Origin of the sequence: Candidatus Hydrogenedens sp. (genome assembly GCA_035378955.1) — a bacterium.
GTDB lineage: Bacteria > Hydrogenedentota > Hydrogenedentia > Hydrogenedentales > Hydrogenedentaceae > Hydrogenedens.
Window position 1 is genome coordinate 20,363 of the sequence record DAOSUS010000032.1, and the last position, 13,954, is coordinate 34,316.

17 protein-coding genes are annotated in these 13,954 nt (G+C 36.5%); 7 read left to right on the forward strand and 10 right to left on the reverse strand.

What is annotated here, in order from left to right; genetic code table 11:
* The first annotated feature begins 28 nt into the window (after nucleotides 1-28).
* From PLA12_08125 to PLA12_08155, 7 genes are all read left to right on the forward strand, one after another.
* Nucleotides 29-376: a histidine triad nucleotide-binding protein gene (locus PLA12_08125; protein HOQ32466.1), complete on the forward strand. Its 348-nt coding sequence runs from the start codon at nucleotides 29-31 to the stop codon at nucleotides 374-376.
* The gene (gene aroE / locus PLA12_08130; protein ID HOQ32467.1) at nucleotides 373-1,254 is read left to right on the forward strand and encodes a shikimate dehydrogenase; all 882 of its coding nucleotides are present in this window, start codon (nucleotides 373-375) and stop codon (nucleotides 1,252-1,254) included. The genes PLA12_08125 and aroE overlap by 4 nt, the downstream gene beginning before the upstream one ends.
* Nucleotides 1,255-1,301: 47 nt before the next feature.
* Nucleotides 1,302-1,502 carry a hypothetical protein gene (locus PLA12_08135; GenBank protein ID HOQ32468.1) on the forward strand — a complete coding sequence of 67 codons (201 nt, stop codon included), beginning with the start codon at nucleotides 1,302-1,304 and terminating at the stop codon, nucleotides 1,500-1,502.
* A 172-nt stretch (nucleotides 1,503-1,674) separates the two neighbouring features.
* Nucleotides 1,675-2,514 carry a PTS sugar transporter subunit IIA gene (locus PLA12_08140; GenBank protein ID HOQ32469.1) on the forward strand — a complete coding sequence of 280 codons (840 nt, stop codon included), beginning with the start codon at nucleotides 1,675-1,677 and terminating at the stop codon, nucleotides 2,512-2,514.
* A 27-nt stretch (nucleotides 2,515-2,541) separates the two neighbouring features.
* Nucleotides 2,542-2,970, forward strand: coding sequence for a cyclic nucleotide-binding domain-containing protein (locus tag PLA12_08145; protein ID HOQ32470.1), 429 nt, complete (start codon nucleotides 2,542-2,544; stop codon nucleotides 2,968-2,970).
* A 108-nt stretch (nucleotides 2,971-3,078) separates the two neighbouring features.
* A complete protein-coding gene (locus tag PLA12_08150; protein ID HOQ32471.1) occupies nucleotides 3,079-4,581 on the forward strand; it encodes a sodium:solute symporter family protein in 1,503 nt (500 codons plus the stop codon).
* A 15-nt stretch (nucleotides 4,582-4,596) separates the two neighbouring features.
* On the forward strand, nucleotides 4,597-4,746 hold the full coding sequence (locus PLA12_08155; GenBank protein HOQ32472.1) for a hypothetical protein: 150 nt from the start codon (nucleotides 4,597-4,599) through the stop codon (nucleotides 4,744-4,746).
* Nucleotides 4,747-4,804: 58 nt separating this feature from the next.
* On the opposite strand, the gene PLA12_08160 is transcribed toward PLA12_08155, so the two are convergent.
* The 10 genes from PLA12_08160 to PLA12_08205 all read right to left on the reverse strand — a co-directional run.
* Nucleotides 4,805-6,148, reverse strand: coding sequence for a Gfo/Idh/MocA family oxidoreductase (locus tag PLA12_08160; GenBank protein HOQ32473.1), 1,344 nt, complete (start codon nucleotides 6,146-6,148; stop codon nucleotides 4,805-4,807).
* Nucleotides 6,149-6,179: 31 nt separating this feature from the next.
* Nucleotides 6,180-6,971, reverse strand: coding sequence for a hypothetical protein (locus tag PLA12_08165; GenBank protein HOQ32474.1), 792 nt, complete (start codon nucleotides 6,969-6,971; stop codon nucleotides 6,180-6,182).
* A 20-nt stretch (nucleotides 6,972-6,991) separates the two neighbouring features.
* Nucleotides 6,992-7,591, reverse strand: coding sequence for an ABC-type transport auxiliary lipoprotein family protein (locus tag PLA12_08170; protein ID HOQ32475.1), 600 nt, complete (start codon nucleotides 7,589-7,591; stop codon nucleotides 6,992-6,994).
* Nucleotides 7,592-7,593: 2 nt separating this feature from the next.
* Nucleotides 7,594-8,625 carry an MlaD family protein gene (locus PLA12_08175; protein HOQ32476.1) on the reverse strand — a complete coding sequence of 344 codons (1,032 nt, stop codon included), beginning with the start codon at nucleotides 8,623-8,625 and terminating at the stop codon, nucleotides 7,594-7,596.
* Nucleotides 8,626-8,660: 35 nt separating this feature from the next.
* Nucleotides 8,661-9,464 (reverse strand): ABC transporter ATP-binding protein, encoded by an 804-nt coding sequence (locus PLA12_08180; protein ID HOQ32477.1) that lies wholly within the window; start codon nucleotides 9,462-9,464, stop codon nucleotides 8,661-8,663.
* Complete coding sequence (locus tag PLA12_08185; protein ID HOQ32478.1) at nucleotides 9,464-10,261, reverse strand: ABC transporter permease; 798 nt, start codon at nucleotides 10,259-10,261, stop codon at nucleotides 9,464-9,466. Before PLA12_08185 ends, PLA12_08180 begins: the two co-directional genes overlap by 1 nt.
* Nucleotides 10,258-10,575: an STAS domain-containing protein gene (locus PLA12_08190; GenBank protein ID HOQ32479.1), complete on the reverse strand. Its 318-nt coding sequence runs from the start codon at nucleotides 10,573-10,575 to the stop codon at nucleotides 10,258-10,260. Before PLA12_08190 ends, PLA12_08185 begins: the two co-directional genes overlap by 4 nt.
* Nucleotides 10,576-10,584: 9 nt before the next feature.
* Nucleotides 10,585-11,022, reverse strand: a complete 438-nt coding sequence (locus tag PLA12_08195; GenBank protein HOQ32480.1) for an ATP-binding protein — start codon at nucleotides 11,020-11,022, stop codon at nucleotides 10,585-10,587.
* The gene (locus tag PLA12_08200; protein ID HOQ32481.1) at nucleotides 11,015-12,700 is read right to left on the reverse strand and encodes a SpoIIE family protein phosphatase; all 1,686 of its coding nucleotides are present in this window, start codon (nucleotides 12,698-12,700) and stop codon (nucleotides 11,015-11,017) included. Before PLA12_08200 ends, PLA12_08195 begins: the two co-directional genes overlap by 8 nt.
* 103 nt (nucleotides 12,701-12,803) lie before the next feature.
* The coding region (locus PLA12_08205; protein ID HOQ32482.1) for an amidohydrolase family protein at nucleotides 12,804-13,954 on the reverse strand (1,151 nt) is incomplete at its 5' end.

Here is a 13,954-nt window from a genome sequence, read left to right on the forward strand (position 1 = left end):
GAAAATGAAATAATATGGAGAAATATTTATGAGTGAAGATTGCCTTTTCTGTAAAATTGCGAAGAAGGAGATTCCTTCTACAGAAGTTTATTCTGACGAGGAGTTTTATGCATTCCGCGATATACATCCAGCGGCACCTGTACATGTATTACTCATTCCGCGTAAACATATCGCCCGAATTACCGATGCCACTGAAGAGGATACTTTACTGTTAGGAAAAATGCTCCTTCGTGCTAATGAAATTGCCCGAAAGGAAGGGATTGCAGAACCAGGTTTTCGTTATGTTTTAAGTTGTAACGCTCAAGGAGGGCAACTCGTTTTTCATATACATTTACATATATTAGGTGGTAGAGAATTAGGCTGGCCTCCGGGATGAATATAATTGAAGACAAAATGATAAATATTGATGTAAATACAAAATTATGTGCTGTTATAGGACACCCTGTTCGGCATTCTTTATCTCCGGCAATTCATAACGCAGGATTCCAAAGTTTGGGTCTGAACTATGTCTATCTTGCCTTTGACATAACCGATGTGGAATCCTGTTTACGGGGTATGCGTGCTATGGATAACTTCCGTGGGATTAGCGTTACCATTCCCCATAAAGAAGCCGTTATCCCTTTTCTTGATGAAATTGACCCTGTGGCTCAAAAAATTGGAAGTGTCAACACCATTACACATGAGGGAGATAAACTTGTTGGAACCATTACGGATGGAATTGGCACTTTAAATGCTTTCCATCGAGCGGGGGTAGATTTAAATAACAAAAAAATTCTATTTCTGGGAGCAGGTGGGGCTGTTCGTGCTGTTGCTTTTACATTTGCAGAAAAAGTGCAACCTCAACAAATCACCATTTTAGGTAGAACACCTACTCGTCTGGAACGATTAATGAATGATTTAAAAAAGGTCTATCCTCATATTAAATTCCAGCAGGGTTATTTACATGAGAATTTTGAACCATATATAAGTTCCCATGAAATTATCATTCAGGGAACACCCGCTGGAATGGCAGGACATTCCAATGAAAAACTAAATTTTTCTTATAATTTATTAACTCCACAACATACCGTGCTCGACATGATATACAGACCTTTATATACAGAACTTTTACAAAAAGCCGAAAGTAAAGGTTGTAAAATAATTACAGGAATAGAGATGCTTCTGGAACAGGCTGTTTTACAATTTGAATTATGGACAGGCTGCTCTGCACCTTTAGATATTATGAGAAAAACTGTTGAAAAAGTATTGAAATAAGTCCTGCGATAGTGTATAGTTATATGAATAGGAAAGGAGAATAAATTATGAGGGTGCAGTCTTTTATTGGAAAAGCAAGCGTGGAAGGGCTTCATCAAATGGATACTTTAATTAATGATTGGATTAAACGAACCCGTCCCAAGATACTACAAATTACACAATGTCCTTGCTCCACTACAAGGCATGATGGTAGAGATCAGGAAACCATTATTGTCGTAACTATTCTTTATCAAGAGAGCGAAGTTTAAGGAATTATTTTGTTTTCTGGAAGAGAGATAGATACATTCCATGGGTATATGCTACAAATCATTTTGGGGAAGAATCCTTCAATTGGAAATAGAATGGTATAAAGTATAATAATATTTATAGTTATCGACAAAAATCTGTGATAAAGATATACCTATGAAAAAGAGACAATATATGGAATTCGATAAATATTTCAACATGAGAACAATTATCCCATCACTTGAAGCCAAAACCAAACAGGAAGTCATTTCTGCATTAGTCGAAGTAATTGAAAAAGAAAATAAAATACCTGAAGGAGTAAATATTCTTTCCTCTATAATTGAAAGAGAATCAGTTGACAGCACTGGACTTGGAAACGGTCTGGCTTTACCACATGCAGGTATCCGTGATTTAAACAAAATAATCACAGCAGTAGCTCGTATTCCTGACGGAATTGATTTCGTGGCACAGGACCGCAAACCGGTATTCTTTTCCATTATGATTTGCTATCCCCCATCTCAAAATTCCGTCTATTTAAGTTTAGCGGCGAGTATCTCTAAGGTTTTTCATAAAAAAGAAAATATCCAGACAATAATGAAACAAACCACATCCAAAGAAATTTATGAAAAATTATTAGAACTTCTTACCAAATCAGATGAACCGTCCAAACTAATCCCTCCTAGAAAGAAAACCTCTGTCAATGAAGAAAAACCTGTCGCAACATCTTCCTCTATCCCTGAAATACATTTACTTATCCGTTTACAATTCCATGAAGAGGAACTAAAAAATAGTACCCGTGGTAAAAAACAGTTACAGCAGAAGGTGGATAATCTAAGGGCATTAATTTCTGAAAGAACCTTGCAGCACTATGATAAACTGAAAGCAAAAAGACCGCCAGCTGTTGTTCCGATTGAAGGGGACCGTTGTCATGGATGTTATATGACTTTGCATACAGATTTTGTCCAGCGAGTTCGACAGGAAACCGATAATTTATACACCTGTCCTACATGCAGACGGTTTGTATATTGGATTTAATACATCAATAAGTCTTACAATTTTTTCATGAATAAAAAAGAGATTGAACAACAAATAGTTAATTCTCATCTTTTTCAAGGATTGAATATTGAAGAAATTCGGAAACTAATTGAGCAGGGACTTGTTGTTCACTTTCAAAAAGATGAGGTGGTGTTTTATCAAGGCAGTATAGGCAGCCGTGTATATCTTATTATTCAAGGGGGTGTGGGTATATATCAGGAAGAAAAAGAGATTGTTCAATTAGGTGAAGGAGAAATTTTTGGGGAGATGGCATTACTAACAAAGCAACCCCGTTCTGCTACTGCAAAAGCGATTAAAGATAGCTCTTTTTTAGTATTCAGTGAGACAAGTTTTGAAAAACTATTAACTAAAAAGACGGCGGTTCGTTTACTTTTGAATATAATCAATATTCTTTGTGAGCGATTAAGAAATATCAATCAGTCTATTAGAACTTAATATTAGATATAAAATTAGTTTCGTCCTATAAGAATTTGTAAGTTTATTCTTTCTTTGTTATTATTTTTGCAATATAAAACTTTCCTTAACCAATGAAGGGTCGTTTTAATGCTTACTCATTTTACTTTTCTTGATGCAGGTATCGTAAGTCTTTATCTCCTATTAACGATTATCGCAGGATTGGCTGTTCGAAAATATGTGGGGAAGGTAGAACACTATCTTGTAGCAGGGCGTGAAATGAATCTCTATTTAGGTATTGCATCGTTAGCGGCGACAGAGTTCGGCATTGTTACCTGCATGTATACAGCCCAAAATGGTTTCAAAATGGGTTTTGCTGGGTCCACACCAGGTATACTTCAAACTATCGCCATGCTTGTTGTTGGCATTACAGGTTTTTGTATCAAACCTTTGCGCGACGCCGGTGTAATGACCATCCCTGAACTATTTGAAAAACGATTTGGTCCCACAATTCGATGGTTAGCAGGAGTGGTTATTGTTCTTGGTGGATTATTGAATATGGGTGTATTTTTACGAACAGGCGGTGAGTTTTTATTACTAACCGCAGGATTTGACCCACAAGCCTTTGCCCAATCCTATCATCTTGAAATAATGATGACAATTCTGCTCGTCATTGTAGCACTCTATACTGTCCTTGGAGGAATGCTTTCCGTCCTTGTAACCGACTTTTTACAATTTATCATAATGAGTTTAAGTATGCTGGTAATTACTGTTTTAATCTTTGTAAAAATTGGCTGGACGCCTTTAGTAGAAGCCGTGCAAAAGCATCACGGTGCTGCCGGGTTTAATCCTTTCTTAATGGAACGAGGATGGGAGTTTGTCTTGTTTAATCTCTGTTTGCAGTTTGCTGTTGTATTGACATGGCAGGCAGTTATTCAGCGAATTCTTTCGGCAAAAAGTACCAAAACAGGCAAGCAAATTTACATGCATACAAGTTTCTTCTTTACAGCACGATTTCTTATTCCTGGATTATGGGGAATTGCTGCATTAGCCACTTTAACCCCAGAACAAATTGGAGGGAATACACTTTATGCTATGCCAAAGTTTTTAAGCACTTTCTTGCCGACAGGTCTTATAGGGATTTTGATAGCAGGAATGCTTGCAGCGGACATGTCTACGGATTCTGCTTATATGCTTACATGGGGTGGTGTTATTTACAATGATATTCTGGCACCCTTCCGAAGAAATAAACAATGGTCAGAAAAAAAGGGTGTTCTCATAAATCGTTTTATTGTAGGATGCATTGGTATGTTCCTGCTATTTTACGGATTATGGTATCCACTAAAAGGAAATTTGTGGGACTATTTAGGCGTAACCGGGACCATTTACCTATCTAGTATGTCCGTTTTATTAATTGCTTGCTGTTACTGGAAAGACGCCAATAACTGGGGTGCTATGGGATCTATTATTTTAGGAGCTCTTTTCCCCATTGGTTTTTTAGTTTTACAACAACTGCCCGCAACTGCTGAATGGGCACAACATGTAGGTCCCTATAAATCGGGAATCGCCTCTTACTTAGCTTCGGGAACTGCTATGATTATCGGCTCATTACTTAAAAAATTTCTGGTAAAAAAGAAAGAACCTTCTTATTAAAAAGGATTTCGGTATATGTCTTATTTCTGGTTATTGCTCGCCCTATTTTGTATTGTATGGTATTCTATAATGACTTTTTATGTGGGTGTGCGTGGTTTTTTTGATATAAAAGAGATGTTACTTGCTTTGAAATCAGATGAAACATCTCCCGTAGAAGAAGAATAATTTGCAGAAAAATTTTTAATTTTGCGGGAGAGAAGGCATATTTTTATTTATCTTAATTTTAACAAGAAGAAAGCCATTGTTGGGGCAGTTGGATAACGGGAATGGGCTGATTGGTTTTCCAACGCCCATTTGTAAAATCAGGGAAATCGACTTTCTTTCCACCTGCAGCAGCGGATTGCTCTGACAAATCTATAATAGCTGACCAAGTAGCCGAATCATAAACATCGGGAAGAGAGGTTTGTCCTGTTCGGATAGCACGTACCAATTCCCGTACAGTAATGAAGTCGCCCAACCCATGTCCGGCTGTAGAACCTCCTGCAGATTCATAAGCAGACCAAATTGGATGGGTATATTTCTTGGTATAAGATTCAAAATCTTCCCAAGTATCTTTCTGAGGACTTATATCTTCTAAATATATTTTTTGTAAAGAGCCGAAATAAATTCCTTTTGTCCCCTGAAGTCTAAAGATAGAGTCATAGGGGCGTGGTAATGATGTATCATGATATAGCGTAATAGTCTTACCTAAAAATGTCTGAAGTATCGTGGTGTTTATATCTCCGTGCTTTATTTTCATTTTCGATAATTCATGTTCCGGACCATACTTTTTTATAAAATATTCATGGATACCGAAAGGAGGGGTTGAAACACTATATAAAGAAGTAAAACGGTCTCCCCTATTGATATTAAACCACTGCGAAATAGGTCCAATAGGATGAGTAGGATAAGAGTTTCCTACTCTGTTAATAAGTTTCTTCCCTCGCCAAGTCAGCTGACCTGTCTCATCGGCTAATAGGAATCGGCAATCGTGCTGGTATCCACCTTCTGCATGAACAACTTCACCAAAACAACCTTCCCGTATCATTCGAAGAATCGTTAATGGCTCTTGAAAGTAGCATACATTTTCTAATATAAAACAAGGTTGTTTTTGTTTTTCCGAAGTCTCAATTAATTCCCAGCATTCTTTAATAGTTGTTGCCGATGGGACTTCAAGAGCCGCTATTTTTTCCGATTTCATAGCCGATAGTGCTACCGGAGTATGCCATTCCCATGAGGTTGCACATAACACACAATCCATATCATCACGCTTCACTAAATTTTCAAAATCGGTCTCTCCATTGGTGTAAGTTTCAGGGGAAAATTTTTGTCGTTGTTCACATAATAATTTTGTTCGTTCTGCATGTTCTTTTTTAATATCTGCGATAGCATGTATTTCGACATCCGAACATTGTGTCAACAAATCCACCAAAAAATGCCCTCGATTACCAACTCCAACAACTCCAATTCTTGCTTTTTCTTTTATATTTTGCGTTTGTGCCATCAGCATACTTATAGATAACGATGAAGGAATAATTGATGCCGCTTTCATAAAGTCCCTTCTTGACAATTTATCAAAATTTTTCATACCAAGTCCCCTTCTTCTATTAATGCAACAACTAATAGTCCTGGCAACCTATAAAAAATGATAGCAATCCGAGATTAAAATGGTCTTTCCTAATATCAAGATATAAGTTATGACGAACTTGATAGATTCTTCCTACCAATTCTCCACGGTGGAAAATACCGGATTGCAAAATACGATATGCTTCATTACCATTTTCAAAAAGAGTTACTGTATACACAGAACTAAACAAAGAGAAGCGCGGCTTGATATTCGCAATTCGTTTGCTATCTCTATATACATTGAATATTTTAGGGGCTTTTGATGTAAATGCGATAGAGAACCAACTGCGTTTTATAAAAATTGCACATACTTCATTTTCTAAAGTATCTTTTACAAGCCATTCATGACTTTTTTTCTCAATAAAATACTGAATTTCTCCAGCACGATTCACACACGGAAATAATATATTCTCTTTTTCTTTTAGTGGGATAAGATAAAGTTCATGATTTTCAAAAGGATCGGGTAGGTCTAAGGTTTCCTCGGATGCAGAACCATGTGCTTCTGCAAGACATTTTCGCCAACGTAGTTCACTAATTAGGGTTCTACCCATAAATAAGATAAGTCCGGATAATGTAATGACAATTAATATAAAAGTCCCTATATACGAAAGTTGTGGATTTCCTAAAATTAATCCCCAAAAGGTTAAAGAGAAAGCAAAAATAACACCGATACAGTAAATAAAGATACTGATGGGACTGATGTGATACACTAACTTTGGAAGTGTAAAGTAGCAAACAGCCCTTTCGTAATCACTTAAAAAATCATCCATTTCTATTCGTGGCATGGATGAAAATAGTCCTTTTATTAAGGTTTTTCAATGTTTTTTGCATCTATATATATTTTATTTATTATTTCATCAACACAGGTAGAAAAAGTTTTTACTAATTCAGGAACGCCTTTATTCGGAGATTCTTTTTCAATGGAATAAATTTTCTGGGCTAATATTTCCATACTACTCGGATTCAAAAATTGAACGACAAATTTAACATAAGCAACAGGAAAAGTAGAACTCTCTACTTCCTCAAAATTAAGCACATCTATATGTAGATAATAATCCGGTAACTTTTTCTCAGATTGATAACACAAAAAAGTTTGATTTATTTTATTTGTTATCAATTCTTCCAAACTGGAAGCCCAAAGATGGATAGAGTAATAATCCACCTGAACGGAATTTTTTCGAACCATAATCTCTTTTCTTTTCAACGATTCTGATAAACGGATACTTGCTACCTGAAGACATAATGGGGATGCATCTTCTACAGGCTTAATTGTATTTTCTAAAGTGTAGTAATGTAAAGAGGGACCTGATATACAACCGAAAAAAATAAATGCGAGACAAATGCAACCTAAAAGACATCGATTTAATCGCCAATAAGACTTCTTATAGAGAAGAGATAGAAACATTTTTATTTTTTACCTCCCGGGATTTTCCCTGTAAGTATAGATTGAGGTTGTTCGGATAAAGTTTGCGACAATAAACGCAAATTCCGAATGGTTTCTTTAATATCCAGAATGAGTTCATCAATATTTCTTCGATTTTTACTCATCCAATTTTTCGCTTCAGAGGACAAATTATCCACATTTCCGGTAATTTTTTCTATATTGTTTAATATTTTTTCTAAATCATCTGCACTATTATCTGCTATGGATTGCACTCTTGCCAAAACATCTTTTACAGATTTCAAAGAGTCATGTATTGAGCCTCGATTTTCCGAGATTACGGTATTGACTTGTTCTAACACTTTTTGGGTGTCTTTCTCTATGTCCTGAATATTTTTCAAAATATCTGCAATTTGTGGCTTTTGTTCTTTGACCAGACTATTAAGTTCCTTGATAAAATCTGTTCCTTTTTCTAATGTTCCACTGATTTGCTGTGTCAATTCTGTAACTCGTGCTTTGGTTTCTTTTGTCGCTTCTGCCTTGCGGAGTTCGTCCATACCTAAAAAATCAGTCAAATCATCTAAAAGTTTCTCTACTTTTGTAATTGTACTTGAAAAATCGGGTAGTTCCACAAGGCTACCTGTTTTAGTTAAAGAGGGTATGATACTTCCATCTTCCAATTTAGGGGCATTGGCTTCACCTGTTGAAATTTCAAGATGTCGTGCTGAGGTAAGAGAAACTTGCTCTACTGTGGCGATACATTTCTGATTTAAAACAATCTCCGGGGAAACAGCCAGTTTAACACATACCTGACTTGGGTCCTCACTATCCGGATAAATATCCGTAACTTTTCCAATTTTTAGTCCGCCAAAACGCACATCGGCACCACGGTCCAAACCTAATGTATTTTTAAATTTTGTGTAATAAATTTTTGTCCCTGCATTTGGGCGATAACCACGCACCAAAAGGACAAAAGCCACAAGGACAATAACGCTAATCAGCACAAAAAAACCTGCAATAATTTCCTTTTTTGTAAATTCACTCGCTTTTGAACTCATCTTTAATCACCATATCTTTATAATTTATTTTATTATTACATATCTTCGAAAGAATCTAAAATTGCAGAAGAAGATTGATTTTCTTCCGGATTGGGTGTTCGTGTAAAAAATTGTCGCAGATAAGAATCGGTATTTAATTCCATCTCTTTCAAATCGCCAATTGCCACTATTTTTCCTGCATGTAATAAACAAACACGGTCGGCAATAATTTGGACACTTTCTAAATCGTGAGTAACCACAACGCTGGTTAGATTAAAAGTATTTTGCATCTTTCGGATAAGATGGTCCAACCCCGCTGCAACAATAGGGTCAAGACCGGAGGAAGGCTCATCATAAAATATAATTTCAGGGTCTAAAGCCATAGCTCGTGCAATACCAGCTCTTTTTTTCATTCCACCGCTTAATTGTGAAGGATAAAGATTGGAGCAACCGCCCAATCCCACAAGGTCCAATTTAATTTGTGTCATAATTTCGATAGTTGATTCTGCAAGACGGGTATGTTCCTTTAATGGTAAAGCCACATTTTCACCTACAGTCATAGAATTAAACAAAGCGGAATTTTGGAAACACATTCCTATCCGTTTACGAACCTCTATTTGTTCTTGTGTACTCATTGTAGTAATATCTTTACCAAACATTATAATCTTGCCGAAATGTGGGCGAATTAGTCCTACCAGTGTTCGCAAGAGGGTGCTTTTGCCACAGCCACTCCCTCCTAAAATAACAAAAATTTCTCCTTTTTTTACTTTAAAAGAAATATCGTCAAGAACTCTTTTCGTTCCATACTGAACAACAAGGTTCTCTACTTCAATTACATATTCATTATTATCGTTGTTCATCATTCTGTAAAGTAAAATAACGCTGTCCAGACTAAATCTACAATGATTATGGTAAAAATAGAAGTAACAACAGAAGATGTAGTCATTTTACCTACACTTTCCGCACTTCCTTCTACTTGAAATCCACGATAGATACCAACCCAACAAATAGTCAATCCAAAAAAGATACTTTTAACCATTCCTGAAAATAAATCTTTAGAAACCAGCGCACTTGCGGTCTGGTCAAAATAGGCCCAGAAATCAATTCCCAGAATACCCACCGCTACAATAAATCCCCCTGCAATCATTATCGCCATTGAGAGGACTGTAACACAGGGAACGGCAATTACCATACCTAAAAACTTCGGAACAACTAAAAATTTAACAGGGTTTAATCCCATTACCATAAGAGCATCTACCTCTTCTGACACCTTCATAGTTCCTATTTCAGCAGTAATAGCAGAACCGCTCCGTCCTGTAATAAGAATGGCGGACATTAGCGGTGCCAATTCCCGTAAGGCAGAAATGCCTACCAGATTTGCCATGAATATGGTAGCACCCCATTGCTGTAATGTATAGGCAGATTGCATCCCCATAATAATCCCCACCAGCAGAGAAATTAAACCGACTATGGGTATAGAATGGAATCCATATTCTACGAAATGTTCCACCGCACTACGCCATCGTAAGCCTCGACCCAATACGGGTTGCAAAAATAGCCAGTTCAGCGTATCCATAATTAAAACACAAACTACAAGTGCAGAATGCACGCCATTTAAAAAACTTCGACCTATACTGCCTAAAAAATATCTAATCATTCTTCATTACTTTCTGTGATTGTAAATACCGTTTCCAACCGCGACAGATTTAATACTTTCCGAACAGCATGTGAAGGAGATAGGATTTGGAATGATTTCTTTTGTTTTTTAGCCGAACGGAGTCCTTCTACCAAGGTAGCAACTCCTGAAGAATCCATATACTCTACCTGCGAGAGTTGAACAATAACGATATCTTTCGATTTATCAACGGATTCCAAAATGGCTTTTCTCAGGTTAGGAGAGGTATATAAATCTACCTGTCCAGATACTTGAATTTTATAATTTCCGTTCTTTTCTATCGTTTGAATATCCATGTACATTATTTAACCTTTCTTAAATGCTTTTCGTCGTGCCCTTAATACAAGGCAGTTTTCACCATTCTCGTTTACATGAAAAGAAACCTCATCAAAGGCTCGTTTTAATATAATAAGCCCGAGACCATGAGGTTTAAGTTTTTCTGGTGTTACATCGTTTCTTTTTTCTCTAATCAGAAAATCTTTAGGGGGACAGTTTCCACAATCTTGTAATTCAAATTCCAACCAAACCGTTCCTAACCGCGCAGACAAATGAATAATCCCCGACTTTGCCCCATGATAAGCATGCCGAATGCAATTCGTACAGGCTTCATCCAGTCCTAACACAATATCATCAATCCTTTCCTTTGAAAAATGAGCCATCTCAAGGTAATTACGCACTAAAGCCCGAACAGGTTTTAGCAGTTTCGGATGTGAACGAAAGGTAATTGTAAAATCATCATGCATGATTTAACCACCGAAATAGTAATAATGTGCAATCATCATGTGGGAGGTTAGGTGCGCTATATTTCTGAACTTTTTGTAAAATATCCTGAACCGCCTTCTCTGCATTTTCTAAATGTAAATTTTCTATGGTCTTTTTTAATCTATCAATACCAAATTCTCTGTCGGTTATTTCTTTATTCTTGTCTTCTCGTCGTGCTTCAATAATTCCATCTGTAAACAGAATAAGGGCATCTTCTTTAGACAAAATATCTTTATCTTCCTTCCATACGGTATTCGGTAACACCCCTAAGGGTGGACCTGACGGATGGAAACAGTATTCTGTTTTATGATTTCGCCACCATAAAACAGGTAGATGTCCTGCATTTACAGCCGTAACCTCACCCGTCTTTAAATTCACAACAATATAGCAAAAAGAACAAAACATCCCTTGCTGTCCATATTCAAATAAATCTTCATTGAGGGCTTTAAGCACTTCTATTGGCGATGATAATCGCTGGGCTTGAATACGAAATTCCGTAAGCAAACGAACCATAGCAAGGGAAGCCGGCATTCCTTTTCCAGAAACATCACCTACAATAAAACCTAAACGATTATCTGGAAGCAATATCACATCAAAGAAATCGCCACCCACTACCTTTGCGGGAAGTGTCTGAGCAAACATATCACAATTTTTAGGAATAGAACTCCAATTATTGAAGAGGAAGCCTTGTTGAATTGTAGCGGCTGTTTGCAGTTCCTGTTCCATTCTATATTTTTCTATCAATTCCTGATAAATTTTAACATTTTCTATCGCTAACCCGGAAGCATTCCCCACGGCTGAAGCAAGAAGTAATTCTTCTTCCGAATATCGGTTTTTATCCGATACAGTATCCATGTAAAACAATCCCAATATTTTCTCTTTGGCACGAAGAGGAACACAAATAACAGATTGAACATTTAACGAAATAATACTTACTGCCCTTTTTAAGTCTTCATTATCCATAATATCCTGATAGAGCAAACTTTGTCGCTCTTTCACTACTTTGTAAATAACGGTATTACTGATACGAACACGATTTACAGGAACAGCAACCAGATGCCCTCCTTCCCATTGATGCACTCGGGAACATTTTGGGCAGGGGAGTATTTTCCCTTCTTCATCTGTAAGTAAAATAGCCCCATGGTCTATTGGAATAACATGTGAAGTTGCTTCAATAATTTTGTTCTGTAATTCACAAAGGTCAAAATTGGTAGAAATGTCGTTTATTACCTTACATAAGGTCTCTAATAATAGAGTTGCATGTTGCTCTTTTACAGGAGAAACTGTAGACTCATCCATACTAAGGAAAGTATGGGAGACAATAGAATGTTGCTCCTCTATTTCTCCTACTCCTGAGGCTTCTGTAGGCTTACTATTTTCCTCTATTTCAAAACGGAAAAGGGTCTTTCCTATTTGAACGGTATCTCCGGAATGTAACTCACCGGATAACATTTTCTGTCCATTAATAAATGTCCCATTAGTGCTACCTAAATCCTTCCATTTGTAACTATCCTCGCTTTTGATAAGTTCAAAATGCTTACGGGATACGGCCGGGTCTTCAATGACAATATTACATTCTTTTGTTCTTCCTATGATTAAATGAGAATGAACCGGATACTTTTCTTTATCATCCTCTTTAATCAGATAGGCTTTGGGCACTGCTACTCTCCCAACTCATGTTTTATTACTTTATTTTATAATATTGTAACTCTTTTTATATTATAGAATACTTATTTTTCAATAAGAAGTTCCACTAAAAACCTCATTTTTGTGTATAAAAGAAATTTTTAGCATTGCAAAATACACCAACAGGAACCAACTTATTTTTTTCTCTATTCATTTTAACACATATAAAGTTTGCTTTTGCTCCTACGGACACACGAAAAAGTGGCATTTTTACTTTTAGTAGTTTTGCCGGAATAGAAGAGGCACATTTAAAACATTTGTCCCATGAATTCCATGTATTTTTCCGCCAGATAGGGATACAATCCAGCAAAGAGGATGCACTACCAGCAAGGTATGGAGTTCCTTTTAAGCAAAGTTCCCCATTTTTTTTAAGTTCTACTTCTGAGCCAAACTCCTTATAAACTCCTGATGACATTCCCATAAACTTAGTAGCATCGGATACAAGGATAATATTATTAGGTTTCTTACATTTAGCGATAATTTTGAGAACTGTAGGAGGGAGGTGATGTCCATCTGCAATAACTGAAACAGATAACCTATCCTCCACAAGAGAATACCATATAGGATTGTTGTGCCGATGAATATAATTTTGAATACCATTACCAATATGAGTGCAAAGAGTAGCCCCTGCTTCTACCGCATCTTGCATAAGAGAAAGACTTGCATTATGATGACCTAAAGATACACAAACTCCTCTGGATATTAAATATTTTATAAATGGAATGGCTTTTTTTGTCTCCGGTGCTAATGTAATATAAAGAATTTTACCATCCGCCAATTTATAATATTTTTCAAATTCTTGTTTGGAAGGAGGTCTTATGTATTTTTTTGCATGTGCTCCACGAGGGCCATCTTCAGGCGAAATCCATGGTCCTTCCAGATGTATTCCGGGAATAGCAAAAGATAATTCCTTATTTTTTTTCAGACTGTTCCCAATAACCTTACAAAGAAATTCTGTTTTTTCAATAGAGTTAGACACAATAGTAGGAACCCAACGAACAATACCCAAATGAAATAACTTTCTGGACAATTCTAATAAATTATCTTCGGTCAAATCTTCATCCTGAACACTAATCCCAAATCCTCCATTTACCTGTATATCAAAAAGTAATGGAGCAATTATAGTTTCTTCATCACCAACATCTATGGGGGTATCCCTTGTATTTTCTTTTATACAAGTAATAACCCCATGGGTTATAGTGCATGTTATAGGCTTTTGGCTACCAG